Source organism: Microbacterium californiense (assembly GCF_047246625.1).
In the GTDB taxonomy this organism is placed as follows: Bacteria; Actinomycetota; Actinomycetes; order Actinomycetales; family Microbacteriaceae; genus Microbacterium.
The window spans coordinates 379,940-403,735 of record NZ_JBFOKQ010000002.1; the positions used below are offsets into that span (position 1 = coordinate 379,940).

Below are 23,796 nucleotides of genomic sequence, written 5' to 3' on the forward strand. Positions count from 1 at the left end.
CATGCCTCCCTGAACGATCCCGCGGCCCTCGCGGATCGATCAAAGTTACCCAGTGTTTCAGTGTTTGCGTATACCGCCGACCCGCGCGCGGGTGAATGGTTACAAACTCGAAATCAAGCGACGCATGAGCAGCGGGCCCTGCTCATCAGAGCACATCGTCGCGTCCGGTGAGCTTGAGCGACTCCACGACGCCCTTCACCCGCTGGGCGTTCTCCACCGTCGTGACGAGCAGCGCATCGGGGGTGTCGACCACCACGATGTCCTTCACGCCGACCAGGCTGATGACCCGCGAGGTCTGGCTCACGAGGATCCCGCTCGCGGCATCCGTGAGCACCCGGGCCTTCGGCCCGAGGACCGCGAGATCGTTCTTGCGGCCGTTCGTGATGAGCTTCGTCAGGGACGCGAAGTCCCCCACGTCGTCCCAGTCGAAATGACCGGGCACGACCGCGAGACGGCCCCGGCGGGCGGCGGGCTCCGCCACCGCGTAGTCGATCGCGATCTTCCTCAGCCGCGGCCAGATGCGGTCGACGGCCGGCCCCCGCCTCTCGCGGTCGTCCCAGGCCTCGGCCAGCTCCACCAGGCCGGCGTGCAGCTCGGGCTGGTTCTCGGCCAGCTCCTCCAGCAGCACCTGCGCCTTCGCGATGAACATGCCCGCGTTCCACAGGTACGAGCGATCCGCGATGTACGCCCTCGCGGTCTCCAGATCGGGCTTCTCCACGAAGCTCTCCACGAGCGCGGCCTCGCGCGCACCGTCGACGACCAGCTCGGGTCCCATCTTGATGTAGCCGAAGCCGACGGCCGGCTCGGTCGGCGAGATGCCGATCGTGCAGATGTAGCCCTCACGGGCGACCTCGACGGCATCCCTGACCGCGAACTCGAACACCCGGGTGCCGCGGATCACGTGATCGGCGCTGAAGGAGCCGATGATCACGTCCGGATCCCGCCGGTGCAGCACGGCGGCGGCGAGCCCGATGGCCGCCGCGGACTCCCGGGGTTCGGACTCGAGGAACACGTTGAGGTCGGCGATGCCGGGAAGCTGCGCCTCGACGGCGGCCCGGTGCGCGCGTCCGGTCACGACGGCGATGCGGTCGGGTCCGGCGAGGGGAAGCAGCCGATCCCAGGTGTCGCGCAGGAGCGAGTGCCCCGACCCGGTGAGGTCGTGCAGGAACTTCGGTGCGTCCGCGCGGGAGAGCGGCCACAGTCGGCTCCCGATCCCGCCGGCGGGGATCACGGCGTAGAAGTCGTCGATCTCTTGCGTCATGCCCGACAGCGTAGTCCGCCGCCGCTCCCCCGCCCGGAGTCGGCCGCGCCCACAAGATGCGCTCAAGACGACCCCGGTAAGGTTCGCCTTCGTCGCTCCGCCCCTGAGGACGGGAATAGGATGGAACCCGTTCGGGCATGCCCGGCGCTTCGACGGGGTCACTCCTCGATGAACACCGCGCACGCGACCGACGCACATCGATCCAGGGAGGACGACCGTGTCCACAAGCGCTCGCTTGACACCGTCGATTTCGGAAACCACGTCCAAGACCCCGCGCGGCACCCTCTACCGGGGCCGCGAAGGCATGTGGTCGTGGGTGCTTCACCGCATCACCGGAGTCGCCATCTTCTTCTTCCTGTTGGTGCACGTGCTCGACACGGCGCTCATCAGGGTGTCGCCCGAGGCGTACGACGCCGTGATCGGCACGTACAAGAACCCCGTCATGGCGATCGGCGAGGTCGTCCTCGTCGCGGGCATCGTCTTCCACGCCATGAACGGCCTGCGGATCATCGCGGTCGACTTCTGGAAGAAGGGCGCCCTCTACCAGCGCCAGCTCTTCTGGGGCGTCCTGGCCGTCTGGGTCGTCATCATGGCCGGCTTCGTGCCGCGTCACCTCATGCTGGCGTTCGCCGGCTTCACGGGAGGGGGGCACTGATGACCGCTCAGACCATCGCGGCACCGGCTCGTCGTCGGCGCGGCATCAACCTCGAGAAGTGGGGCTGGGTCTTCATGCGCGCCTCGGGCGTCGTGCTCGTGGTGCTGATCTTCGGCCACCTCTTCATCAACCTCATGGTCGGCGAGGGCATCCACGCCCTGGACTTCGCGTTCATCGCCGGCAAGTTCGCCACGCCGTTCTGGCAGTGGTGGGACGTCGTGATGCTGTGGCTCGCCCTCATCCACGGCGCGAACGGCATGCGCACCATCGTCAACGACTACGTCTCGAACCGCACCGCACGCAAGACCCTGCAGTGGGCGCTCGGCCTCTCCGCCGCCCTGCTGATCCTGCTCGGCACCCTCGTGGTGTTCACGTTCGACCCGTGCCTGGGCGTCACCGAGTCGAGCACGCTGTGGGACATGTGCCAGTCGCAGGGCAACTGATAGAGAAGGCTAGGAAGAATTGACTACCCCGACGCAGGATTCCGTCGTCCGTGACGGCGTGCACTACCACCAGTTCGACATCGTCATCGTCGGCGCCGGAGGCGCCGGCATGCGGGCGGCCATCGAGGCCGGTCCCGGCGCCCGCACCGCGGTGATCTCCAAGCTCTACCCGACCCGCTCCCACACCGGTGCGGCGCAGGGCGGCATGGCTGCGGCGCTCGCCAACGTCGAGGAGGACTCCTGGGAGTGGCACACCTTCGACACCGTCAAGGGCGGCGACTACCTCGTCGACCAGGACGCGGCGGAGATCCTCGCCAAGGAGGCCATTGACGCGGTCATCGACCTCGAGAACATGGGTCTGCCGTTCAACCGCACCCCTGAGGGCAAGATCGACCAGCGACGCTTCGGCGGCCACACGGCCGAGCACGGCAAGTCGCCCGTGCGGCGGGCCTGCTACGCGGCCGACCGCACCGGTCACATGATCCTCCAGACGCTGTTCCAGAACTGCGTGAAGCTGGGCATCAACTTCTTCAACGAGTTCTACGTGCTCGACCTGATCACGGTGAAGGACGCCCTGGGGCAGACTCAGATCGCCGGCGTGGTCGCCTACGACCTCGCCACCGGCGAGCTGCACGTCTTCCAGTCCAAGGCCGTGATCTTCGCCACCGGCGGCTTCGGCAAGATCTTCAAGACGACCTCGAACGCCCACACCCTCACGGGCGACGGCGTCGGCATCGTCTGGCGCAAGGGCCTCCCCCTCGAGGACCTCGAGTTCTTCCAGTTCCACCCGACCGGTCTCGCCGGGCTCGGCATCCTCCTCACCGAGGGCGCCCGCGGCGAGGGCGCGATCCTGCGCAACGCCTCCGGCGAGCGGTTTATGGAGCGCTATGCGCCCACCATCAAGGATCTCGCCCCCCGCGACATCGTCGCGCGCTGCATGGTCCAGGAGGTCGCGGAAGGGCGCGGCGCCGGTCCGCACAAGGACTACGTGCTGCTCGACTGCACGCACCTGGGCGCCGAGGTGCTCGAGACCAAGCTCCCCGACATCACCGAGTTCGCGCGCACCTACCTGGGCGTCGACCCCGTGGTCGAGCCGGTGCCCGTGATGCCGACCGCGCACTACGCGATGGGCGGCATCCCGACGAACAACAACGGCGAGGTGCTCGCCGACAACGACACCGTCGTCCCCGGCCTGTACGCCGCGGGCGAGTGCGCCTGCGTCTCGGTGCACGGCGCCAACCGCCTCGGCACCAACTCGCTCCTCGACATCAACGTCTTCGGCAAGCGCAGCGGCCGCAACGCGGTCGAGTACGTCAAGACCGCCGAGTTCGTGCCGCTCCCCGAGAACCCCGCCGGGTTCGTCTCGGGGATGCTCGAGGACCTGCGGAACAACCAGGGCACCGAGCGCATCGCCGTGCTGCGCAAGACGCTGCAGGACGAGATGGACAAGGGCGCGCAGGTCTTCCGCACGCACGACTCGCTCCAGCACGTGCTCGGCGTCATCGCCGATCTGCGCGAGCGGTACAAGAACGTGCACGTCGACGACAAGGGCCACCGCTTCAACACCGACCTGCTCGAGGCCGTCGAGCTGGGCTTCCTGCTCGACATCGCCGAGGTCGTCGTCTACGCGGCGCAGAACCGCGAGGAGAGCCGCGGCGGTCACATGCGCGACGACTTCCCGAAGCGCGACGACGACAACTACATGAAGCACACCATGGCCTACCTCACGGGCGACCCCCACTCGTCCGACCCGAGCGACCACATCAAGCTCGACTGGAAGCCGGTCGTCTTCACCAGGAACGATCAGGGCGAATTCAACTATCCGCCGATGGAGAGGAAGTACTGAGCATGTCGAACGCCATCGCCGAAGCCCCCGCGGAGACCACCGACGACACGGGCGTCCAGTCCTTCATCGTCACGTTCAACATCCGCCGCTTCGACCCCGAGATCGACGCCGAGCCGCACTGGGTGGACTACGACGTCGAGCTGTACTCGACCGACCGCGTCCTCGACGCGCTGCACAAGATCAAGTGGGAGGTCGACGGGTCGCTGACCTTCCGCCGGTCCTGCGCCCACGGCATCTGCGGCTCCGACGCCATGCGCATCAACGGGCGCAACCGTCTCGCCTGCAAGACGCTGATCAAGGACCTCGACATCTCGAAGCCCATCTACGTCGAGGCGATCAAGGGCCTGCCCCTCGAGAAGGACCTCGTCGTCGACATGGAGCCGTTCTTCGCGTCGTACCGCGACGTGCAGCCGTTCCTCGTCGCGAACTCCGTGCCCGAGAAGGGCAAGGAGCGCGTACAGTCCATCGCCGACCGCGAGATCTTCGACGACACCACCAAGTGCATCCTCTGCGCCGCGTGCACCTCGTCGTGCCCCGTGTTCTGGACCGACGGCCAGTACTTCGGCCCGGCGGCGATCGTCAACGCGCACCGCTTCATCTTCGACTCGCGCGACGACAACGCGGCCGTGCGTCTCGACATCCTCAACGACAAGGAGGGCGTGTGGCGCTGCCGCACGACCTTCAACTGCTCCGAGGCGTGCCCGCGCGGCATCGAGGTCACGAAGGCCATCGCCGAGGTCAAGCAGGCGGTCCTGCGCGGCCGTCCCTAACCGCAGCACGGCTCAGGCGCGAACGGGCGTCCTCTTCGGAGGGCGCCCGTTCCGCGTCTCCGGCCGCCCGGGCACGGCGACCGCGCGGATGCCGTCGGGCGCCCCCGCTCGGTAGGGTGATCCCGTGTCCCGCTCCCCTCTCCGCGCACGGCTCGAGACTCCTCTCGAGCGGGTCACGGAGCTGAGGGACCGCACCCTCGCCGCGTTCCCCGTGCGGGTGTGGCGCAACTTCTCGTTCAGCAACGGCTTCCTGCTGTCGGCCGGCATGAGCTACTACGTGCTGTTCGCGCTGTTCGCGCTGCTGTACGTGGGCTTCGCCGGCGCGGGCCTCTGGCTCGGAGGCAGCGAGGTCGCGATCGACGCGCTCGTGCGGCTGACGAACACATACCTGCCCGGGCTGATCGCCCCGGACGGGCTCTTCACGGTCGACGACGTGACCCAGATCGCCCGCGACGCCACCGGCGTGCTCGGCGTCACGGGCGCGATCGCGGTGGGCGTGGCGCTGTGGACGGCGGTGAGCGCGGTCACCTTCACGCGACGCGCCGTCCGCGATCTCTTCGGGCTGGCCTTCGACCCGCGCGCCTACTGGCTGCTCAAGACCCGTGACTTCTTCGCGGCGACGGTCTTCGGCGGTGCGATGCTCCTGGGCGCCGTGCTCATCTCGCTGAGCGTCTGGGCCCTGGAGCAGGTCTTCCTCCTGTTCGACTGGAGCACCGAGTCGTGGTTCTTCTCCTTCGGGGCGCAGCTGGCCTCGATCGCGGTGGCCTTCGCCCTCGACGCCGCGGCGCTGGCGATGCTGGTGCGGTTCCTCACCGGCACGCAGCTGCGCTGGCGCTTCATCTGGCCGGGCGCCGTGCTCGGGGGCGGCGCGCTCGTGGTGCTGCAGCTCGGCGCCGGACTGCTGCTGTCGCACGTCCCCCGCAATCCCCTGCTCGCTTCCTTCACCGTCATCATCGGCCTGCTGCTGTGGTGCCGCTGGCTGGCGATCGTGGTGCTCGTGGCGGCATCCTGGATCGCGGTGACGGCCGACGACCACGACCAGCCGCTCGAGCACGAGGACGCGGCGACGGAACGCCGGACCGAGGCACGTGCGCTGCTCGTCGCCGCACAGGTGGGCCTCCGGCGCGCGCAGGAGGCGGATGCCGGCGCGCCCTGGTTCCGGCGCCCGGCGACGCGCCGCGCCCTCGCCGCCGCCCACCGCGTGCTCGCCGACGCCGAAGCGGAGGCCGCGTCGGCCGAGCGGGGCGCGTCCCCCGTCCGCCGGGACGGCGATGTCGGACCCCGCGCCTAGGCTGGAGCACATGCCTCATCTGCGTATCGCCTCGGTCAACGTCAACGGGATCCGGGCGGCTGCCCGCAACGGCATGAGCGCCTGGCTCGATGCCGCCGACGTCGACATCCTCACCCTCCAGGAGGTGCGCGGCCAGGACTCCCACGTCGAGGCCGCCCTTCCGGGGTGGTCCTTCGTCCACGACGAGGCGAGCGCCAAGGGCCGCGCGGGCGTGGCCATCGCGAGCCGGGTCCCGGCACTCGCGTCGCGCACGGAATTCGGACCCGAGGACTTCGATGCGAGGGGCCGGTGGATCGAGGCGGACTTCCTCCTCGGGGATCAGCCGCTGACCGTGGTGAGCGCCTACGTGCACTCGGGCGAGGCCGACACCCCCAAGCAGGACGAGAAGTGGAAGTTTCTCGACGCCTTCGGCCCCCGCCTGGTGGAGCTCGGCGCCGACGACGCGCTGGCCCTGGTCACAGGAGACCTCAACGTCGGCCACCGGGAGCTCGACATCAAGAACTGGCGCGGCAACCGCAAGAAGGCCGGGTTCCTCCCCCGCGAGCGTGCGTACTTCGACCGCTTCCTGGGCGAGGCGGGTGCCGAGGTGACCGCGGTCGACGGCACGGTCGGCACCGGGCTGGGCTGGGTCGACGTCGGACGCCGGGCGCACGGCGAGGTCGAGGGCCCGTACACCTGGTGGTCGATGCGGGGCCAGGCCTTCGACAACGACTCCGGATGGCGGATCGACTACCACCTGGCCACGCCGGCCCTCGCCGCACGCGCGTCGGGCTATCACGTGGCGCGGGCTGCGGCGTACGACCAGCGATGGAGCGATCACGCCCCCGTGGTCGCGGACTACAGCTACTGAGCTCCCGGCCCGACGTGCCGGTACCACCCGCGGTACTCGAGCACCGTGCCGAGCACGGGGTTGCGGGCCCGCATGTCGATGGTGCGTCGACGGTTCTCGGCATCCCATCCGTCCACCAGGCTGACATGCACCCCGAGCGGCCCGCGCAGAGCGAGGCGTCGTCCGCCGAGGCGGAGGGCGACGCGGCGCGTCTCCATCCGCAGGAAGCCCTCCTCGGTCACGCTGCACTCCTCGATCAGTTCGACGCGCCCGCGCGCCCCGAGGAGGTTGCGGACCAGCCCCGGGCGCACGCTCGCCGTCACGCGATCGACGATGTACTGCGTCGATCCCCGGAAGCGGAACTCCCGCGTGCTGTCGAGCACCGCGCGTCCGGAAGCCGACCGCCCGGACCGGGTCGTCAGCGTGAACGGGACGTCATGGCCTCGGCGCGTCACCAGCATCCGCGGCCCGACCACCGGCAGGGCCAGCCCGCCGAGGCGCCCGAAGCGGCTGCCGGCCACGACGAAGACGCCCTCGGCCCGGTCCTCCTCGCCCGACGCGCTCATCTGCGCCAGGATCTCCGGATGCAGCCGCTGCGCGTCGTCGCCGAGCGCCTGCAGGAAGGCTTCGCCGCGCCGCGTCACTCGCGCACCTCCTCGCGATACGGCTTCACCGTTTCGGGCACGGATCCCTGCTCGGGGTACTCGCACGAGAACGTCCCGCGATAGCCGAACAGGAAGCCCAGGAGGTCGTTGCGCACCTCGAGTTCGATCACGAAGCAGCCCTCCGCATCGTCGAAGCGCTCGACCAGATGCGCTCGCCCGCTGAACAGCAGGGGGAAGCGGAAGGCGATGGGGCCTTCGTAGAAGCGCTGCGCCCCCGACGTGAGCCGCAGTGCGCCGTCGTCGGTGACGGCGAGGTCGAGATCGACGGCCAGGTGCTGATGCGTTCCGAGGTAGTCCACGACGCGTCCCCGCGCCGGGCTGTAGATCATCGTCGCGTCGAAGCGTCGTCGCCGGCCCGGCCCGACGGTCATCGTCCGCACGAACGTGACCGTCTCCCGCCCGAGGCTGTCGATGTAGGCGTAGTTGTCGATCTGGAAGGGGATGTCGCGGCCTTTCTCGGGGAAGAGGATGTTCCGCAACGCGCCCAGGGCGAGGAACGGACGCGTCCACCACGGACCCCGCCGCACCTCGGTCATGACGCCCCGGCCGACGCAGTCGTATCCGGCCTCGACGCCCACGCCGAAGCGGCGGCGCATCTGCGGATGCAGCCGCTCGAAGTCGGCGCCCAGAGCCCGCTCGAACACGCCCTCGGTCATGCGGCGAGTCCCGACAGGGCGTCCGGCGCGTTCTGCATGATCGCCCGGCCGCTGCGATGCGGCGGACGGGAGAGGCATCGGCTCGCGCGCGCCCGCGGTCGCCGCCCGGGCAGGAGCGCCCGCCACCAGACGGTCCGCTCGGGAGGGACGCCCTCCTCAGCCCAGAGCCGCAGTCGGTCGAAGCTCCGGGCGGTGAGCCACCACACGAACCGACGGGTCACCAGCGGATCGAGGAGGCTCCCGAGCCGTCCCCACCCCGGGGCGTAGTCGTACCCCGTGAGGAAGCGCACTCCGTGCGCGGTCGGGATGTAGCGCCAGTACCCGCGCCCTGCGCCCAGGGGCGACCACCGATCGGCGGTGTCGAACGCGAGGGCCGAGGTCCGCTCCCCCGACCGGGACGAGCGCTCCCCCAGCGACACCCCGGTGCCGCGGATGGTGTGGAAACCCAGGTCGAGCTCGTAGCGGAACTCCTGCGACCCGTCCGCACGAACCCGCGTCGGCCGGATCGCGCTGAACCGGGCATCCCAGCGCACGTGGTGCTCCGGTGTCTGGGTCAGGCTCCAGATCGTCTCCAGCGGCGCGTCGATCACGATCTCGACGTACAGCGCGCGATCCCGCGCGACGCGGCGATCCGCGCCCGCTCTCGTCTCCCCCATGCCGACAGCGTAGAGGATGCCGTCGGGCCGACCGGCCACCGCCGTCCGCATAGGATTGACGGGTGAACAAGCCTCGTCTCTACTCCGGAATGCAGCCTTCCGCCGACTCCCTCCAGATCGGCAACTACATCGGGGCTCTTCTGCAGTGGCGCGACCTCCAGGGCTCGTACGACGCGTTCTTCTCCGTGGTCGACCTGCACGCCCTCACCGTGGCGCAGGATCCGGCCGAGCTGCGCGAGAAGACCCGCCGCACCGCTGCGCAGTACGTCGCCGCGGGCATCGAGCCCTCCAGGTCCACGCTGTACGTGCAGTCGCACGTGCGCGCCCACGCCGAGCTGGCCTGGATCCTCAGCACCATCACCGGCTTCGGCGAGGCGGGTCGCATGACCCAGTTCAAGGACAAGTCGTCCCGCTACGGTCAGGACGCGACGAGCGTCGGACTCTTCACCTATCCGGTGCTGATGGCGGCCGACATCCTCCTGTACCAGACCGATGTCGTCCCCGTGGGCGACGACCAGAAGCAGCACGTCGAGCTGACGCGCGACCTCGCCGAGCGCTTCAACTCGCGGTTCGGCACGACGTTCACCGTCCCGATGCCGGTGATCCAGAAGGACACCGCCCGCATCTACGACCTCCAGAATCCCACGGCCAAGATGTCGAAGTCCGCCGAGAGCGACGCCGGCGTGCTGTGGATGCTCGACGACCCTGCGAAGTCCGCGAAGAAGATCATGCGAGCCGTCACCGACAACGAGGGCTCCGTGCGGTTCGACCGCGAGAACAAACCCGGCGTCTCGAACCTGCTCACCATCTACGCGGCCCTCACCGGCCGGCAGGTGGCGTCGATCGAGGACGAGTACGCCGGTCGCGGCTACGGGGACTTCAAGAAGGGTCTCGCCGAGGTCGTCGTGGCGGAGTTCGAGCCGGTCCGCGCCCGCGCGCTGGAGCTGCTCGACGATCCGGCCGAGCTGGATCGCATCCTCGCCGAGAACGCAGGACGAGCGGATGCCGTCGCCGACGCCACACTGTCGGACGTGTACGACCGGGTCGGCCTGCTCCGTCGGGTCTGATCGGCGCAGCCCTAGGATGGGCTGGTGACCGATCCGCAGCTGCCGCCGCCCGTTCCGCCCGCCCCGGGGTTCGCGCCTCCGCCCGCACCGCCGACGGCACCCGCGTATCCGGCGACCTCGACCGCGCCCGCGTTCCCGAGCCCGGCACAGCCGGTTCCGCCGGTGACCCCGAGCTATCCTGCTCCTCCCGGCGCTTACGCGGTCCCCGTCGGCGGATACTCGTCCCCGAACGGTACGTATGCGGCGCCCGAACCCGCCCCTCGCCGCTCGAAGGTCCTGGGCACTCTCGCGCTCGTGCTCTCGCTCGTCGCCGCGGTCGTCACCCCGACGGTCCTCGCGGTGGTGGGCTACGAGATCGGCCGACGCATCCCCGAGGCCGTGGCGCGACTCGGACGGATCGACTCGCTCGCCTTCCTCTCGCCCGCACGCGACCAGGTGCTGTGGGCGGAGATCTCGTTCTGGAGCGGCACCGTCCTCGGCATCGTGGCGATCGTGCTCGGCATCCTGGCGATCACCCGCAAGCAGGGACGCGGACAGGGCATCGGCGCGCTCATCGTCGCGGTGATCGCACCGGCCGTCGTCCTCGTGGTGCTGCTCGTCGCGCTGACGCTCGGCGATGCCGCCGGCGCCGTCGGCCTGTAGCCTTCGCCCGGCCCCGCGTCAGCGCGGGGCGTGGTGCTTCTGCTGCGCGGCCAGCAGGCCCTCGGCGACCAGCAGCTCCACGGCATCCGCTCCATCGCCGACGAGCAGGGGCAGGTTGACCTTCTCATTCTTGCCGAACGGCGCCAGCACCCAGTCCGCGGGATCCTGGCGTCCGACCGGACGGCCGATCCCGACACGGACGCGCGGGAAGTCGGCGGTCCCGATCGCCCGCGCGACGTCGCGCACCCCGTTGTGACCGCCGTGGCCTCCCCCGGTCTTGAGCTTGACGGTGTCGAACGGGATGTCGAGCTCGTCGTGCACGACCACGATCCGCTCGGCGGGCACGGAGTAGAAGCGGGCGAGGGCGGCGACGGGCGTGCCCGACACGTTCATGAAGGTGTTGGGCTTCGCGAGGACGATCTTGTCGCCGCCGGGCCGCAGCCACGTCTCGACGACGCGGGCCCCGCCCTTGTGCTCGCGGAACGTCTCCCCGCGTCGGGCGGCGAGCTCGTCGACGACCATCTGGCCGACGTTATGCCGGGTCGCTTCGTAGCGAGGGCCGGGATTGCCGAGCCCGACCACGAGCCAGGTGGATGTCATGCCTCGTCCTCTCGCCGGGCGCCCCGGTCAGGATACGACGGAGGGGACGCGATCGGATCGCGTCCCCTCCGTCATGAAACGGGCGGAGATCACTCCGCGGCGGGCTCCTCCGCGGTGGCCTCGCCCTCGGCGGGAGCCTCGTCCTCGGTGGCCTCGACGGCCGGGACCGAGATCGCGACGACGAGGACCTCGGCGTCGGTCAGGAGCGTCGCGCCCTGGGGCAGCTTCACGTCGGCCGCGGTGATGTGCGTGCCGTCCTCGAGTCCCTCGACCGAGACCTCGACGTTCTCGGGGATGTGCGTGGCCTCGGCCTCGACGGAGATCGTGGTGGCGTCGAGGTTCGCGATCGTGCCGGGGGCGGACTCGCCGACGACGACGACGGGGACGTCGATCGCGACCTTCTCGCCCTTCTTCACGACGAGCAGGTCGATGTGCTCGATGATCTGGTGCACCGGGTCCTTCTGCACGTCCTTGACCAGCGCGAGCTGCTCGGTGCCCTCGATGTCGAGCTCGAGGAGGGCGTTGGCGCGACGGATGATCAGCGAGACCTGGTGGCCCGGGAGGGCGACGTGGACGGGCTCGGTGCCGTGACCGTAGATGACGGCGGGGATCTTGCCGGCGGCGCGCAGGCGACGGGCGAAGCCCTTGCCGAAGCTGCTGCGCAGCTCGGCCTGGACCTTGGTGTCTTCAGACATGAGGTTCTCCTTCGGGACACGCAGCGAAGGCGCCGCGCGGTGGTCTGGGTTGTCGTGTTCTCGAACCGGACACGTGAAAGAAGCCACCGGGGCTTGCTCCGCCGCGTCGATAACGGATGCCCGCGCACGCGCGTCAGCGTCCCTCGCCGAGGTACTCGAACCATCGTACCGGATGACCCGTTAGGCTGGGGACACCGTTCCCTCACACCAGATCACGGAGACTCCCATGCTCGATGGCGCCTTCCTCTCGCACGTCATTCTCTGGCTCATCGGAGCGATGACCGTGGGCGCCGCGATCGCGACCGCCGGCGCCCTGTTCTCCATGGGCCGCTCCTCTTACCGCAAGGACTGATCCGCCGCCGCGTCGCCCGTGACGGCCTCGCGGATGACCTCCACGCACCGGTCGACCGCCGCCGGGTCGACGCGGATGCCGCGCTCCCCCGGCTCGAGGGGTTCGAGCGTCTGCAGCTGCGAGTCCAGCAGCGCGATCGGCATGAAATGGTCCGTGCGACCGCCCAGGCGGTGCGCCAGCTCCGCCCGTCCGACCCGGAGCTCGGCGAAGAACGCATCCGGCGCGCTCTCGCGGATCGCGTCACGGTAGACGCGCCGGAGCGCGGAGCACGCGATCACCACGCGGTCGTCGGCAGCGAGGGCGTCGCCGACCTCGCGCAGCCACGGCATCCGATCCACGTCGTCCAGAGGGATTCCGGCGGCCATCTTGTCGACGTTGGTGAGCGGATGCAGGTCGTCGCCGTCGATGAAGCGGGCCCCGAGGGCTTCGGCGAGCGCGGCGCCGACGGTGGACTTGCCCGACCCGCTCGGTCCCATGACGACGACCCGCACCGGCATCCCGCGGCCTCTCAGTAGAACTCGACCGTGTCGACGACCGCGCGCAGCGGCTCGCCGTCGAGCAGGCGGGTCGCGTTCTCGGCGAAGCGTCGGGCGATGCGCTCCTCCTCCTTCGCATTCAGCGCGGCCGTGTGCGGGCTGACGAGCACGCGCGGGTGGCCCCACAGCGGCGAGTCGTCGGGCAGGGGCTCCTGCTCGAACACGTCCAGTCCGGCGAACGAGACGCGCTCGTCGTCGAGGGCCTCCCGCAGAGCCTCCTCGTCGATGACGGTGCCGCGGCCGACGTTCGTGACGATCACGCCCGGCTTCACGGCGGCGAAGACGTCGGCGCCGATCAGGTGATGCGTCTGCTCGGTGCCGGGCAGGGTCACCACGATGGCATCCACCTCGCGCACGGCGTCGGTCAGCTCGTCCAGGGGCACGAGCCGGTCCACGCCGTCCACGGGATCGCCGGAGCGCGTGGTGCCCCACACCGTCGCCCCGAGCGCGTGGAACCGTCGTGCGCACGCCGCCCCGATCCCGCCGAGGCCGACGACCAGCACCGTCATCTCGTCGATCTGGCGCATCTCCCAGCGGTCCGGCCAGGTGCGGGTGCGCTGATCCGCGAGCAGCCGGGGCAGTCCTTTGGCCCCGGCCATCACGGCGAAGACCGCGAACTCGGCCAGCGTGCCGCCGTGCACGCCGGCGCTGGTGGTGAACACCACGCGATCCAGGGCCGCGCGATCGAGGCCCGCCGCCTTGATCTGGCTGCCCCCGCCGGCGGCGGTGGTCATGACCCAGCGCAGCCGGGGGTTCGCCTCGACGGTGCGGGCGAGAGCCGCGGCATCCACGTCGGGGATCCCGAAGAGCACGTCGGCGGAATCGACCATCCGGTCGAAGGCCTCCTGCTCCTCCGCCGTGCGGACGTGGTCGGGGTCCCCCGGCCAGTCCGCGGGCCAGCGGGCGGGATGCTCGAGCGAGTGATCCCGGACGACCTCGAGCCGCGGCTCGAGCTCCTCGATCAGCCGGCACAGCTCCTCGGGCAGCGGCACCGCCACGACCGCTCGCAGCGTGTCAGGGTTCTCGGTCACGGGCTCCTCCTCGAAGACGTCGTCCTGCGACCAGCGTAGAGGGCTGTCGCCGCCCCTCGGCTCCCCGGGGCGGACGCCGAGGCAATCGCGGTCACACGCGCGCACCCCGTCGACGACAGCGATACGCTGAGGGCATTCCTTCTTCACGATCGAGGAGCGTTCTGTGCCCGAAGCATCAGCGAACATCGGAGTCGTCGGACTCGCCGTCATGGGGTCGAATCTGGCCCGCAACCTCGCCAGTCGTGAGGGGAACACGGTGGCGATCTTCAACCGGAGCTACGAGAAGACCCGGACGCTGCTGGACGACCACCCGGAGGCGGGTTTCGTGCCGGCGCAGTCCTACCAGGAGTTCGCCGACAGCCTGCAGAAGCCGCGCACCGCGATCATCATGGTCAAGGCCGGCGGACCGACGGATGCCGTGATCGACGCGCTCGTGGAGGTGTTCGAGCCGGGCGACATCATCGTCGACGGCGGCAACGCGTACTTCCCCGACACGATCCGCCGCGAGAAGGCCGTCCGCGAGACGGGCATCAACTTCGTCGGCGCGGGAATCTCCGGCGGCGAGGAGGGCGCTCTCACCGGTCCCTCCATCATGCCCGGAGGCTCGGACGAGTCATGGGTCACGCTCGGCCCGATCCTGAAGTCCATCGCCGCGGTCGCGGAGGGCGAGCCGTGCGTCACGCACGTCGGACACGACGGCGCCGGTCACTTCGTGAAGATGGTGCACAACGGCATCGAGTACGCCGACATGCAGCTGATCGCCGAGGCGTACGACCTGATCCGCCGCGGCACCGGCAAGGCCCCGGCCGAGATCGCCGAGATCTTCGCCGAGTGGAACCGCGGCGAGCTCGAGTCGTACCTGATCGAGATCACCGCCGAGGTGCTGCGCCAGGTCGACGCCGAGACCGGCAAGCCGCTCGTGGACGTCATCCTCGACCAGGCCGGAGCCAAGGGCACCGGCGCATGGACCGTGCAGACCGCGCTCTCGCTTGGCGTGCCCGTCTCCGGCATCGCCGAAGCGACCTTCGCCCGCTCCCTGTCCTCCCACCCCGAGCAGCGCGCCGTCGCCGGCTCCCTGCCCGGCCCGGACGAGGAGTTCACCGTCCCCGACGGCGATGTCGACGCGTTCATCGAGGACGTGCGCCTGGCGCTGTACGCCTCGAAGATCGTCGCCTACTCGCAGGGCTTCGACGAGATCCGCGCCGGTGCGGCCGAGTACGGCTGGAACATCGACCTCGGCGCGATCAGCAAGATCTGGCGCGGCGGATGCATCATCCGCGCCCAGTTCCTCAACCGCATCGCCGAGGCGTACGCCGAGACCCCGGATCTGCCCGTGCTCATGACGGCGCCGTACTTCGCCGAGGCCCTCACGCGCGGTCAGGCCGCGTGGCGCCGCGTCGTCGTCACCGCCGCGCAGGCCGGCATCCCGGCCCCGGCGTTCAGCTCGTCGCTGTCGTACTACGACGGCATCCGCGCCGATCGCCTCCCCGCCGCCCTCGTGCAGGGCCAGCGCGACTTCTTCGGCGCGCACACGTACAAGCGCATCGACAAGGAAGGCACCTTCCACACCCTCTGGTCGGGCGACCGCACCGAGATCGAGGCGGAGGACACCCACTGACCTCGCGCTGATGCAGAAGGGCCCCGGTATCCGCCGGGGCCCTTCTGGCTTCTCCCAGATCGTGATCTCCTGCACGGAGCCCTTCGAGAACCGCAGCCGACGGGTGGCGCGGCGGGCGACGGCGGAGTCGTGCGTCACGACGACCATCGTGTGAGGAACGGGCTCCATGCGGATCCCCGGTCGCGTCGATGAAGAACCTATGACGTCGGGTGCCGGCGCCGTCGGACCGCACCTCACAGAGCACGCATAGTGTTCTCCATAGAAACCCCATAGGTGATTCCGCAGAATGGGGTCATGACCAGTGATCTCCCCGACCTCCGCCGCCCGGACGGTTCCCCGCTGCGCATCCTCGCCGTCGATGACGAGCAGATGCTCACCGACCTCCTCGCGATGGCGCTCCGCATGGAGGGCTGGGAGGTGCGCACGGCGTCCTCCGGCACGGAGGCGCTCCAGGTCGCCCGCGAGTTCGAGCCCGACGCGCTGGTGCTCGACATCATGATGCCCGACCTCGACGGCATGGCCGTGCTGCGGCGGCTGCGGGAGTCCGGCAGCCTCGTCCCCGTGCTCTTCCTCACCGCCAAGGATGCCGTCGACGACCGCGTCGCGGGCCTGACCGCCGGCGGTGACGACTACGTCACCAAGCCCTTCAGCCTCGAAGAGGTGATCGCCCGGCTGCGCGCCATCATCCGGCGCACCGGGCACGCCACGGCGGACGACGGCCAGTCCATCCTCCGCGTCGCCGACCTCACGCTCAACGAGGACAGCCATGAGGTCGTGCGCGACGGGGTCGAGATCGAGCTGACCGCGACCGAGTTCGAGCTGCTGCGCTACCTCATGCGCAACGAGCGCCGGGTGCTCTCGAAGGCGCAGATCCTCGACCGGGTCTGGAGCTACGACTTCGGCGGCAAGTCATCGGTCGTCGAGCTCTACATCTCGTATCTCCGCAAGAAGATCGACGCGGGGCGCACCCCGCTGCTGCACACCGTCCGCGGGGTGGGATACATGATCAAGGCGCCCCAGTGAGCCTGACCGGGTGGCGGCACCACCCGATGAGCCTGCAGACCCGGCTCATGACCGCCGTCATCGGGTTCGTGTCGCTGATCCTGGTGATCGTCGCGGTCATCACGAGCGCCACGCTCGGGCGCACGCTCGAGCAGCAGCTCGACGACCGGGTCTACGGCTACGCCGTGTCGCTCACGAACATCGTGAAGCAGGTGTCGCCCAACCTGGCCACGGCCGAGAAGATCATGGCCGGGCGCAACCCCGGCGAGCCGGGGCTGATCGTCGCGGTGTCGAATCCCGTGACGGGCATCAGCGGCGTCGTCGCGTCGAAGGCCGCGGGCGAACTCAGCGGCGAGACCGAGAGTCTGACCACCTCCCAGCTCACCCAGATCGCCGAGGCGCTGAGCGAGGGGCACGTCGCGAACGTGTCGATCGACGATCTGGGCTCGTACCGCGTGACCGCATCCACCACCAACTCCGGCGTCGTCGTGGTGGCCGGCCTGCCGAGGGATGCCATCCAGCGCCAGCTCGCGACGCTGTTGACGGTCATCGCCCTCGCGACGATCGGCGGGCTCATCCTCCTCGCCCTGACCACGGCGATCACGATCCGAGTCGGCCTGCGGCCGCTCCGCGCCGTCGCGGCGACCGCGACCCGGGTCGCGAATCAGCCCCTCGACCGCGGCGAGGTCGAGATCACCGAACGGGTCCCGGCATCCGAGGCCGATCCGCGCACCGAGACCGGGCTCGTCGGCGCCTCCCTGAACAAGCTGCTCGACCATGTGAACACCTCGCTCGCGTCCCGACAGAAGAACGAGGAGCGCATGCGCCGCTTCGTCGCCGACGCGAGCCACGAACTGCGCACCCCGCTCGCCTCGATCCGGGGCTATTCGGAGCTCTCGCTCCGCGCGCTCGGCCAGACGCCCGGCGCCGAGGCGATCGAGGGCACCACCACCTCCCTGGAGCGGATCCAGGCGCAGTCCCTGCGCATGACGCGGCTCGTCGAGGACCTGCTGCTGCTCGCCCGTCTCGACGAGGGACGCGAGCTCGTGCACGGCAGCGTGGACCTCACCCAGCTCGCCCTCGAGAGCCTGGCCGACGCCCGACCGACCGCGGTCGATCATCACTGGAACATCGAGGTGCCCGACGAGCCGGTGGTGATCGTCGGCGACGCGGGACGCCTGCACCAGGTGGTCGGCAACCTCCTCGCCAACGCCCGCACGCACACGCCCGCCGGCACGACCATCACGCTCCGCGTCGACCGCGAGGGCGAGGAGGCGGTGCTGCGCGTGCACGACGACGGACCGGGCATCGACCCTGCGGTGCGCGACGAGCTCTTCGCCCGCTTCGTCCGCGGAGACAGCTCCCGTGCGCGGCAGACCGGCGGCACGGGACTCGGGCTGGCGATCGCCACGGCGATCGTCGAGGGCCACGGCGGCGTGCTCTCGGTGACCAGCGAGCCCGGCGACACGACCTTCACCGTCCGGCTCCCGATCGGGCCGCGACAGGCATCCGCCGACGCCGCCGAGGAGTCGGCGGACTGATCCCTCAGTAGCCGGCGAAGGCGTCGGTGGTGAGCGTGCGCGCCTTCTGGAGCGCGGGCGCGAGATCGGCGATCAGACGCGGCGGCCCCGAGATGAAGGCATGCCGGCTGCCGATGTCGGGCACGGCCGCCTGCAGTCCGTCGGCGTCGAGGCGGATGCCGCGAGCCCAGGTCCAGTGCGCCGGGAGGTCGGCCGGCTCGTCGCGGGTGAACACCACGACCCGTGCGCCGGTCGCGGCGAGCTCCTCGCGGAACGCCAGCTCGGACGAGTCGGCGGCCACGTACACCAGCACGATGTCGCGCTGCGCACCGGTCGCCTGAAGCTGGCGCAGCTGCGAGACGAACGGCGTGACGCCGATCCCGGCGGCCACCATGAGCACCGGCGTCTCGCCGCGCGGCAGGAGGAAGTCGCCCCAGGTGCCCGTGACCGCGAGGGTCGCCCCCGGCTCGGCCGCCGCGAGCGCGCGCTTGAAGCTGGACGGATGCTGCGGGTCGCCGTTCTTGTAGGCGATGCGGAGCTCGGGCAGGTCGGCCGGCGCGGAGACGATGCTGAACTCGCGGCGCGTTCCACGGGCGTCGGCGCGGCGGTGCGGGACGTCGAGTTCGAGGTACTGACCGGGCAGGAAGGAGAGCTTGCCCTGCGCGCGGAAGATCAGCTCCTGCGCCGTCGGGGTCACGGCGGTACGACGCTCGAGCACGAGCCGCACCGCCCCGCGCAGCGCGAAGGCGAAGGCCAGCAGGTTACCGATCAGCAGCGCGCGCTCCTGTCCGAGCGTGAACAGTCCGCCCACCGACAGCGGCCAGCCCGCGAGGATGCCGACCACGGCGGCGACGGCGAACTGCTGCCAGCGGCGCGGCGGCAGGGTCAAGGGCTCCGACAGCATGAACGCCCCGAGGAAGAGGAACGGCGACTGCAGGAGCGCGAACGACAGCGCCGTCCCGAGGTCCGCGGCGATGCCGAACTCCTGGGCCTGGACGAACTGCCGCAGCACCGAGGTCGCGACGGCGAGCACGAGGAAGAGCAGCACGACGCGCACCTTCTCGGTACGCCAGAGCACGGCGAGCCCGAGCAGTGCCACGGGGATCGCGAGCGAGGGAGCGCCCACCCACCACGACGCCGAGGTCCCCAGCCACGAGAACGCCCCGAACGAGCCCACGATCGAGACGACCGCCGCGCCGAACGCCGCCGGGTTGAGGATGTGCCGTCCACGCCACGCGAGGAGGTACTTCGACAGGCTGGCCAGCGCCGCCGCGATCGCCAGACCGCCCAGGGCTGCCGGCTCGACGCCGGGCCGCAGCACGAACAGCAGGATCAGCGCGGTGACCAGCGACGACTCGACGCGCCACGGCAGCCCCAGGAGGCGCTGCGCCACGGCATCCACCCCTGCGACCACGACCGTGAGCACGACCGCCGACACCGCGATCTCGAGCGGGGTCGGCGAGACGATGATGCCGGCGGCAGAGAGCACGAGCGCGACGAGCAGCAGCCCGACGAGCGCGAACAGGACGAGGCGGTACATCGAGAGCGCGCCGAGCCGGGCGAGCACGCGCTGGCGGGCGGCGGTGAAGGAGCGGTTCACGGGGTCAACTCTTCCCTATGCGTCGGGGCGGGTGGGGGTGAAGATCTCGATCGGGCATCCGGGCGACCGCTGGGCGCGTCCGTCGCTGCTCAGACGCACCCAGTGCACGCCCCAGCGGGCGGCGAGCTCGGGTCCGCCGTCGAAGAAGAGCGCCGTCGCGACGGCATCCGCGGTCATCGCCTCGTCGGCGAGCGCCCAGGCGGCCGTCCAGGCGACGACGGGAGTGCCGGTGCGGGCGTCCAGCACGTGATGGAACCCCGCGCCCCAGGCCCGGCGATTGGTGGCCGAGGCGCAGAGGGCCTGATCGCCGACCGTCGCGACGCCGATCGCGCGGGAGGCGTCGAACGGATGCTCGAGGCCGACCCGGATCGCCCCGTCGCGCACCGAGAGGTCACCCCCGGCGTCGACCACGACGGTTCCCGGAACGTCGGCGAGAGCGCGCTGCACGAGATCGACGAGTCGCCCCTTCCCGAGCGCCCCCACGTCGATCGTCGCCGGCCCCCGCATGGTGAGGGCGTCGGCGGACCACTCGAGGCGCGTCGTCCAGTCGTCCGGCGCGGGGCGGGGTTCTCCCGCCACGAGCGAATACGCCGCGTCGTAGCCGAGCGCCTCCAGGCTCTCGCCCACGAGAGGGTTCACGGCGCCGCCCGTCGCCGCCGAGAGCTCGCGATACGCGTCGAGCATCGGCGCGGCGTCATCCGACGCGAAGCCCCCGCCCGCAGCGCGCAGCCGCGACACGTCGGAGTCGGGGCGGAAGCGCGACCATCGACGGTCGAAGTGCTCCGTCACGGCCTGGACCGCCGCGCGCCCGTCCGGCGGGAGCGGATCGGCGGTCTCGATCTCCCAGCGCGTGCCGATCGCCTCGAAACGCCAGACGACCATGACCGGCGATCAGGCCGCGGCCTGCTCCTTGATGGACTCGACGGCCGCGTTGAAGCCGCCGCTGGTGAGCGACGAACCGGCGACGCGGCTGACGTTCAGCTCGTCGATCGGCTTGCCCTCGACCTCGTCGGCGATGCCCTCGATGAACGCTCCCTGGTACTGCTCGGTCTCCCGGGCCTGCGGGTCGCCGGTCACCTCGACGCTCTCCACGACGCCGTCGGCGAGGGTGAGGGTGACCGAGATCGTCTCGACCGTCTCGGGCGTCTGGTACGAGCCGTCGGCCGTGTACGTGCCGTCCTCGTACGTCCCCGACGCGTCGGATCCGCCGGTCGAACCGGTGTCGGAGCCGGAGTCGGCACCCGTGGACCCGGCGCCGTCGGTGCCGCCCGCGCAGCCGGCCAGGACGAGGAGTCCTGCCATGCCCACGAGGGCGGACCCCTTGCGGACAGAGGTCGGTACGGTGGTGCGGATCATGATGTCCTCCCGGCTCGGTGTCGCTCGACGGGCGTCGATCCTCCGAGAGTAGGAAGCACGGCTATGGACGGGCTGTGCCTCGGCGAGGAGGTGCCTACGCGTCGCCGCCGAACATGCTCGTCACGGAGCCGTCCTCGAACACCTCGTGGATCGCCCGCGCCAGCAGCGGGGCGATCGGCAGGATGGTGAGGCCGTCCCAGCGGCGCGACTCGGTCAGCGGGATCGTGTCGGTGATGACGACCTCGTCGATCGACGCGTCCTGCAGGCGCTCGGATGCCGGGTCGCTGAAGATCGCGTGCGTCGCCGCCACGATCACGCGGTGCGCGCCGTTCGCCTTGAGCGCCTGCGCCGCCTTCACGATCGTGCCGCCGGTGTCGATCATGTCGTCGACCAGGAGGCAGGTGCGCCCCTCGACCGCGCCCACGATCTCGTGCACGGAGACCTGGTTGGCGACCTTCGGGTCGCGGCGCTTGTGGATGATCGCGAGCGGGGCGCCCAGGCTGTCGGACCAGGTGTCGGCGACGCGGACGCGGCCCATGTCGGGCGACACGACGGTGAGGATCTCACGGTCCTCGGGCGACAGCGTCCGTTCGAAGTGATCCAGCAGCACCGGCTTCGCGAACAGGTGGTCGACCGGGCCGTCGAAGAAGCCCTGGATCTGCGCGGCGTGCAGGTCGACGCTCATCACGCGGTCGGCGCCGGCCGTCTTGAGCAGATCTGCGACGAGACGGGCGCTGATCGGCTCGCGGCCGCGGCCCTTCTTGTCCTGACGCGAATACGGATAGTAGGGGGCGACGACGGTGATCCGCTTGGCCGAGGCGCGCTTGGCGGCGTCGATCATGATCAGCGTCTCCATGAGCCACTCGTTGACCGGCTCGCCGAACGTCTGCACGAGGAAGAGGTCGACACCGCGGATCGACACCTCGAAGCGGGCGTAGATCTCACCCGAGGCGAAGGTACGGTGCTCGACCGGCGCGATCTCCGTGCCGAGGGCCTCGGCGACGGCGGCGGTCAGCTCGGGGTGCGAACGCCCGCCGGCCACGACCAGCCGCTTCTTGGTCTTCGCGATGATCCCGGGGGCCACCCCGTTGTCGCGATCCAGATCGACCGTCTTCTTCTTGCGCGCCATCCGTGGTTACTCCGCCGCTCGTTCCCGGGACGCGGCGTCCGCCGCTCCCGTTCCTGCTCTGTTCTTCTCGACCCAACCCTCGATGTTGCGCTGGGGCGCGACGGTCATGGCCAGGGCTCCGGCCGGGACGTCCTTGCGGACGACCGCGCCGGCGCCGGTCTTCGCGCCAGCACCCAGCCTAACCGGCGCGACGAGCACGGTGTGCGAGCCCGTGTGCACCTCGTCGCCGATCTCGGTGCGGTGCTTGTTGACGTCGTCGTAGTTCGCCGTGATCGTGCTGGCGCCGAGGTTCACCCCGCGCCCGATCGTCGCGTCGCCGACGTACGACAGATGAGGGACCTTGCTGCCCTCGCCGATCTCGGCGTTCTTGGTCTCGACGTAGGCGCCGATCTTGCCCTTCGCGCCGAGGACGGTGCCGGGGCGCAGGTAGGAGAACGGACCGACCGTGGCGCCGGCCCCGATGACGGCGAGCGTGGCGTCGGTGCGGCGGACGACCGCGTCTTCCCCGACCTCGCAGTCCACGAGCGAGGTGTCGGGGCCGACGGTCGCTCCGGCGGCGATCGTGGTCGCCCGGAGGATGTGGGTGTTCGGGAGCACCGTCACGTCGGGCGCGAGCGTCGCGTCGTCGTCGATCCACGTCGTCGAGGGGTCGACGATCGTGACGCCCTCGAGCTGCCAGCGCCGCACGATGCGCGCGTTCAGGAGGCGGCCGACCTCGGCCAGCTGTGCACGGTCGTTGACGCCGAAGGTCACGGTCACGTCGGACACGACGGAGGCCGCGACCCGGTCGCCGTCGCGGCGGACGAGGCCCGGCACGTCGGTGAGGTACATCTCGCCCTGCGCGTTCTCGACGCCGATCTCGGGCAGATAGGTGCGCAGGGTGGTCGCGCGGAACGCGTACATGCCGGCGTTGATCTCGTGCACCGCGGCTTCCTCGTCGCTCGCGTCCTTCTGCTCCACGATGCGATCGACGCCGCCCTCCGCGTCGCGGATGACGCGGCCGTACCCGGTCGGGTCGTCGACGACCGCGGTCATGAGGGTGGCCGGGGCACCGGACGAGCGGTGCTCGGCCAGGAACGCCGAGAGGGTGTCGGCGTCGGCCAGCGGGCAGTCGCCCGAGAGCACGAGCACGTCGCCGTCGAAGTCCTCCGGCAGGGCGTCGACCGCGACCTGCACCGCGCGGCCGGTGCCGGGCACGTCGTCCTGGTCGACGAACACGGCGTCGGGGTGGTCTGCGGCGAGCGCTGCGACGACCTGGTCGCGCTCGTGGCGGACCACCACCTCGATGTGGGCGGCGCCGAGCGCGGCGGCGGTCGTCAGGACGTGCCCGACGAGGGGCCTGCCGGCGATCGGATGCAGCACCTTGGGGAGGCGGGACTTCATCCGCGTGCCCTGTCCTGCGGCGAGGATCACGATCGCGAGGTTGTTCTCTGTCATGCTCCGCCGCCAGGACTCGAACCTAGACCTCACAGCTCCAAAGGCTGTCGTGCTGCCATTACACCACGGCGGACCGCGACCTCCGGAAGGGTGCCGCCCGACAATTCTGCCACGCCGTCATCCGGCCGAAACACGGGCG

At 70.5% G+C, this 23,796-nt stretch carries 25 protein-coding genes and 1 tRNA gene; 12 read left to right on the forward strand and 14 right to left on the reverse strand.

The window, feature by feature from the left end; translation table 11 throughout:
- Positions 1–145: 145 nt before the first annotated feature.
- The gene (locus AB3M82_RS13115) at positions 146–1,261 is read right to left on the reverse strand and encodes a mannose-1-phosphate guanylyltransferase (protein ID WP_412958381.1); all 1,116 of its coding nucleotides are present in this window, start codon (positions 1,259–1,261) and stop codon (positions 146–148) included.
- A gap of 217 nt (positions 1,262–1,478) precedes the next feature.
- Here AB3M82_RS13115 and sdhC point away from each other — a divergent pair, with 217 nt between their 5' ends.
- The 6 genes from sdhC to AB3M82_RS13145 all read left to right on the forward strand — a co-directional run bounded on the left by sdhC (position 1,479) and on the right by AB3M82_RS13145 (position 7,116).
- Positions 1,479–1,916 (forward strand): succinate dehydrogenase, cytochrome b556 subunit, encoded by a 438-nt coding sequence (gene sdhC / locus AB3M82_RS13120; RefSeq protein ID WP_412958382.1) that lies wholly within the window; start codon positions 1,479–1,481, stop codon positions 1,914–1,916.
- A complete protein-coding gene (locus AB3M82_RS13125; protein ID WP_412958383.1) occupies positions 1,916–2,359 on the forward strand; it encodes a succinate dehydrogenase hydrophobic membrane anchor subunit in 444 nt (147 codons plus the stop codon). The genes sdhC and AB3M82_RS13125 overlap by 1 nt, the downstream gene beginning before the upstream one ends.
- 19 nt (positions 2,360–2,378) lie before the next feature.
- A complete protein-coding gene (sdhA, locus tag AB3M82_RS13130; RefSeq protein ID WP_412958384.1) occupies positions 2,379–4,205 on the forward strand; it encodes a succinate dehydrogenase flavoprotein subunit in 1,827 nt (608 codons plus the stop codon).
- A 2-nt stretch (positions 4,206–4,207) separates the two neighbouring features.
- A complete protein-coding gene (locus AB3M82_RS13135; RefSeq protein ID WP_412958385.1) occupies positions 4,208–4,975 on the forward strand; it encodes a succinate dehydrogenase iron-sulfur subunit in 768 nt (255 codons plus the stop codon).
- A gap of 124 nt (positions 4,976–5,099) precedes the next feature.
- Complete coding sequence (locus tag AB3M82_RS13140) at positions 5,100–6,266, forward strand: YihY/virulence factor BrkB family protein (protein ID WP_412958386.1); 1,167 nt, start codon at positions 5,100–5,102, stop codon at positions 6,264–6,266.
- Positions 6,267–6,276: 10 nt separating this feature from the next.
- Positions 6,277–7,116 carry an exodeoxyribonuclease III gene (locus AB3M82_RS13145; protein ID WP_412958387.1) on the forward strand — a complete coding sequence of 280 codons (840 nt, stop codon included), beginning with the start codon at positions 6,277–6,279 and terminating at the stop codon, positions 7,114–7,116.
- Here the strand turns inward: AB3M82_RS13145 and AB3M82_RS13150 are convergent.
- Genes AB3M82_RS13150 through AB3M82_RS13160 form a run of 3 tightly spaced genes read right to left on the reverse strand, consistent with a single transcriptional unit; the run spans position 7,110 to position 9,072 of the window.
- On the reverse strand, positions 7,110–7,739 hold the full coding sequence (locus AB3M82_RS13150) for a DUF4166 domain-containing protein (protein WP_412958388.1): 630 nt from the start codon (positions 7,737–7,739) through the stop codon (positions 7,110–7,112). The genes AB3M82_RS13145 and AB3M82_RS13150 overlap by 7 nt on opposite strands.
- Positions 7,736–8,416, reverse strand: coding sequence for a DUF4166 domain-containing protein (locus AB3M82_RS13155; protein ID WP_412958390.1), 681 nt, complete (start codon positions 8,414–8,416; stop codon positions 7,736–7,738). Before AB3M82_RS13155 ends, AB3M82_RS13150 begins: the two co-directional genes overlap by 4 nt.
- Complete coding sequence (locus AB3M82_RS13160) at positions 8,413–9,072, reverse strand: SRPBCC family protein (protein WP_412958392.1); 660 nt, start codon at positions 9,070–9,072, stop codon at positions 8,413–8,415. Before AB3M82_RS13160 ends, AB3M82_RS13155 begins: the two co-directional genes overlap by 4 nt.
- Before the next feature lie 62 nt (positions 9,073–9,134).
- Between AB3M82_RS13160 and trpS the strand changes: the two genes are divergently transcribed.
- Both trpS and AB3M82_RS13170 read left to right on the forward strand, forming a co-directional pair.
- Positions 9,135–10,139, forward strand: a complete 1,005-nt coding sequence (gene trpS / locus AB3M82_RS13165) for a tryptophan--tRNA ligase (protein ID WP_412958393.1) — start codon at positions 9,135–9,137, stop codon at positions 10,137–10,139.
- Positions 10,140–10,163: 24 nt separating this feature from the next.
- Positions 10,164–10,781: a hypothetical protein gene (locus tag AB3M82_RS13170; RefSeq protein ID WP_412958394.1), complete on the forward strand. Its 618-nt coding sequence runs from the start codon at positions 10,164–10,166 to the stop codon at positions 10,779–10,781.
- Between the two features lie 18 nt (positions 10,782–10,799).
- On the opposite strand, the gene pth is transcribed toward AB3M82_RS13170, so the two are convergent.
- Both pth and AB3M82_RS13180 read right to left on the reverse strand, forming a co-directional pair.
- Complete coding sequence (gene pth / locus AB3M82_RS13175) at positions 10,800–11,381, reverse strand: aminoacyl-tRNA hydrolase (RefSeq protein ID WP_412958395.1); 582 nt, start codon at positions 11,379–11,381, stop codon at positions 10,800–10,802.
- 89 nt (positions 11,382–11,470) lie between these two features.
- Positions 11,471–12,076 carry a 50S ribosomal protein L25/general stress protein Ctc gene (locus tag AB3M82_RS13180; protein ID WP_412958396.1) on the reverse strand — a complete coding sequence of 202 codons (606 nt, stop codon included), beginning with the start codon at positions 12,074–12,076 and terminating at the stop codon, positions 11,471–11,473.
- A 226-nt stretch (positions 12,077–12,302) separates the two neighbouring features.
- On the opposite strand from AB3M82_RS13180, the gene AB3M82_RS13185 reads away from it, so the two are divergent.
- The gene (locus AB3M82_RS13185) at positions 12,303–12,428 is read left to right on the forward strand and encodes a hypothetical protein (RefSeq protein WP_412958397.1); all 126 of its coding nucleotides are present in this window, start codon (positions 12,303–12,305) and stop codon (positions 12,426–12,428) included.
- Here the strand turns inward: AB3M82_RS13185 and AB3M82_RS13190 are convergent.
- Both AB3M82_RS13190 and AB3M82_RS13195 read right to left on the reverse strand, forming a co-directional pair.
- On the reverse strand, positions 12,413–12,925 hold the full coding sequence (locus AB3M82_RS13190; RefSeq protein WP_412958398.1) for a gluconokinase: 513 nt from the start codon (positions 12,923–12,925) through the stop codon (positions 12,413–12,415). The genes AB3M82_RS13185 and AB3M82_RS13190 overlap by 16 nt on opposite strands.
- An 11-nt stretch (positions 12,926–12,936) precedes the next feature.
- The gene (locus AB3M82_RS13195) at positions 12,937–13,995 is read right to left on the reverse strand and encodes a D-2-hydroxyacid dehydrogenase (RefSeq protein ID WP_412958399.1); all 1,059 of its coding nucleotides are present in this window, start codon (positions 13,993–13,995) and stop codon (positions 12,937–12,939) included.
- A gap of 163 nt (positions 13,996–14,158) precedes the next feature.
- Between AB3M82_RS13195 and gndA the strand changes: the two genes are divergently transcribed.
- From gndA to AB3M82_RS13210, 3 genes are all read left to right on the forward strand, one after another.
- A complete protein-coding gene (gene gndA, locus AB3M82_RS13200; RefSeq protein ID WP_412958400.1) occupies positions 14,159–15,613 on the forward strand; it encodes an NADP-dependent phosphogluconate dehydrogenase in 1,455 nt (484 codons plus the stop codon).
- Positions 15,614–15,907: 294 nt separating this feature from the next.
- Entirely contained in the window at positions 15,908–16,636 is a 729-nt protein-coding gene (locus AB3M82_RS13205; RefSeq protein ID WP_412958401.1) for a response regulator transcription factor, read from the forward strand.
- Between the two features lie 26 nt (positions 16,637–16,662).
- Positions 16,663–18,156 (forward strand): sensor histidine kinase, encoded by a 1,494-nt coding sequence (locus AB3M82_RS13210; RefSeq protein WP_412958600.1) that lies wholly within the window; start codon positions 16,663–16,665, stop codon positions 18,154–18,156.
- A 4-nt stretch (positions 18,157–18,160) separates the two neighbouring features.
- Here the strand turns inward: AB3M82_RS13210 and AB3M82_RS13215 are convergent, their stop codons facing one another.
- The 6 genes from AB3M82_RS13215 to AB3M82_RS13240 all read right to left on the reverse strand — a co-directional run bounded on the left by AB3M82_RS13215 (position 18,161) and on the right by AB3M82_RS13240 (position 23,730).
- Positions 18,161–19,735, reverse strand: coding sequence for an FAD-dependent oxidoreductase (locus AB3M82_RS13215; RefSeq protein WP_412958402.1), 1,575 nt, complete (start codon positions 19,733–19,735; stop codon positions 18,161–18,163).
- Positions 19,736–19,750: 15 nt separating this feature from the next.
- The gene (locus AB3M82_RS13220; RefSeq protein WP_412958403.1) at positions 19,751–20,617 is read right to left on the reverse strand and encodes an FAD:protein FMN transferase; all 867 of its coding nucleotides are present in this window, start codon (positions 20,615–20,617) and stop codon (positions 19,751–19,753) included.
- Positions 20,618–20,626: 9 nt separating this feature from the next.
- Positions 20,627–21,091 carry an FMN-binding protein gene (locus AB3M82_RS13225; RefSeq protein ID WP_412958404.1) on the reverse strand — a complete coding sequence of 155 codons (465 nt, stop codon included), beginning with the start codon at positions 21,089–21,091 and terminating at the stop codon, positions 20,627–20,629.
- 94 nt (positions 21,092–21,185) lie between these two features.
- A complete protein-coding gene (locus AB3M82_RS13230) occupies positions 21,186–22,220 on the reverse strand; it encodes a ribose-phosphate diphosphokinase (protein ID WP_412958405.1) in 1,035 nt (344 codons plus the stop codon).
- Positions 22,221–22,226: 6 nt separating this feature from the next.
- Positions 22,227–23,657, reverse strand: a complete 1,431-nt coding sequence (gene glmU / locus AB3M82_RS13235) for a bifunctional UDP-N-acetylglucosamine diphosphorylase/glucosamine-1-phosphate N-acetyltransferase GlmU (protein ID WP_412958406.1) — start codon at positions 23,655–23,657, stop codon at positions 22,227–22,229.
- Position 23,658: 1 nt separating this feature from the next.
- Positions 23,659–23,730, reverse strand: a tRNA-Gln gene (locus tag AB3M82_RS13240).
- Between the last annotated feature and the right edge of the window lie 66 nt (positions 23,731–23,796).

Excerpts from the sequence above, each read along its gene's own strand:
- AB3M82_RS13210 (WP_412958600.1), top strand. The coding sequence starts at position 16,663 with ATGAGCCTGCAGACCCGGCTCATGACCGCCGTCATCGGGTTCGTGTCG.
- AB3M82_RS13135 (WP_412958385.1), top strand. The coding sequence starts at position 4,208 with ATGTCGAACGCCATCGCCGAAGCCCCCGCGGAGACCACCGACGACACG.
- AB3M82_RS13230 (WP_412958405.1), bottom strand. The coding sequence starts at position 22,220 with ATGGCGCGCAAGAAGAAGACGGTCGATCTGGATCGCGACAACGGGGTG.
- AB3M82_RS13205 (WP_412958401.1), top strand. The coding sequence starts at position 15,908 with ATGACCAGTGATCTCCCCGACCTCCGCCGCCCGGACGGTTCCCCGCTG.
- AB3M82_RS13180 (WP_412958396.1), bottom strand. The coding sequence starts at position 12,076 with ATGTCTGAAGACACCAAGGTCCAGGCCGAGCTGCGCAGCAGCTTCGGC.
- glmU (WP_412958406.1), bottom strand. The coding sequence starts at position 23,657 with ATGACAGAGAACAACCTCGCGATCGTGATCCTCGCCGCAGGACAGGGC.
- AB3M82_RS13185 (WP_412958397.1), top strand. The coding sequence starts at position 12,303 with ATGCTCGATGGCGCCTTCCTCTCGCACGTCATTCTCTGGCTCATCGGA.
- AB3M82_RS13160 (WP_412958392.1), bottom strand. The coding sequence starts at position 9,072 with ATGGGGGAGACGAGAGCGGGCGCGGATCGCCGCGTCGCGCGGGATCGC.
- AB3M82_RS13190 (WP_412958398.1), bottom strand. The coding sequence starts at position 12,925 with ATGCCGGTGCGGGTCGTCGTCATGGGACCGAGCGGGTCGGGCAAGTCC.
- AB3M82_RS13145 (WP_412958387.1), top strand. The coding sequence starts at position 6,277 with ATGCCTCATCTGCGTATCGCCTCGGTCAACGTCAACGGGATCCGGGCG.
- pth (WP_412958395.1), bottom strand. The coding sequence starts at position 11,381 with ATGACATCCACCTGGCTCGTGGTCGGGCTCGGCAATCCCGGCCCTCGC.
- AB3M82_RS13155 (WP_412958390.1), bottom strand. The coding sequence starts at position 8,416 with ATGACCGAGGGCGTGTTCGAGCGGGCTCTGGGCGCCGACTTCGAGCGG.
- AB3M82_RS13125 (WP_412958383.1), top strand. The coding sequence starts at position 1,916 with ATGACCGCTCAGACCATCGCGGCACCGGCTCGTCGTCGGCGCGGCATC.
- AB3M82_RS13115 (WP_412958381.1), bottom strand. The coding sequence starts at position 1,261 with ATGACGCAAGAGATCGACGACTTCTACGCCGTGATCCCCGCCGGCGGG.
- AB3M82_RS13220 (WP_412958403.1), bottom strand. The coding sequence starts at position 20,617 with ATGGTCGTCTGGCGTTTCGAGGCGATCGGCACGCGCTGGGAGATCGAG.
- AB3M82_RS13225 (WP_412958404.1), bottom strand. The coding sequence starts at position 21,091 with ATGATCCGCACCACCGTACCGACCTCTGTCCGCAAGGGGTCCGCCCTC.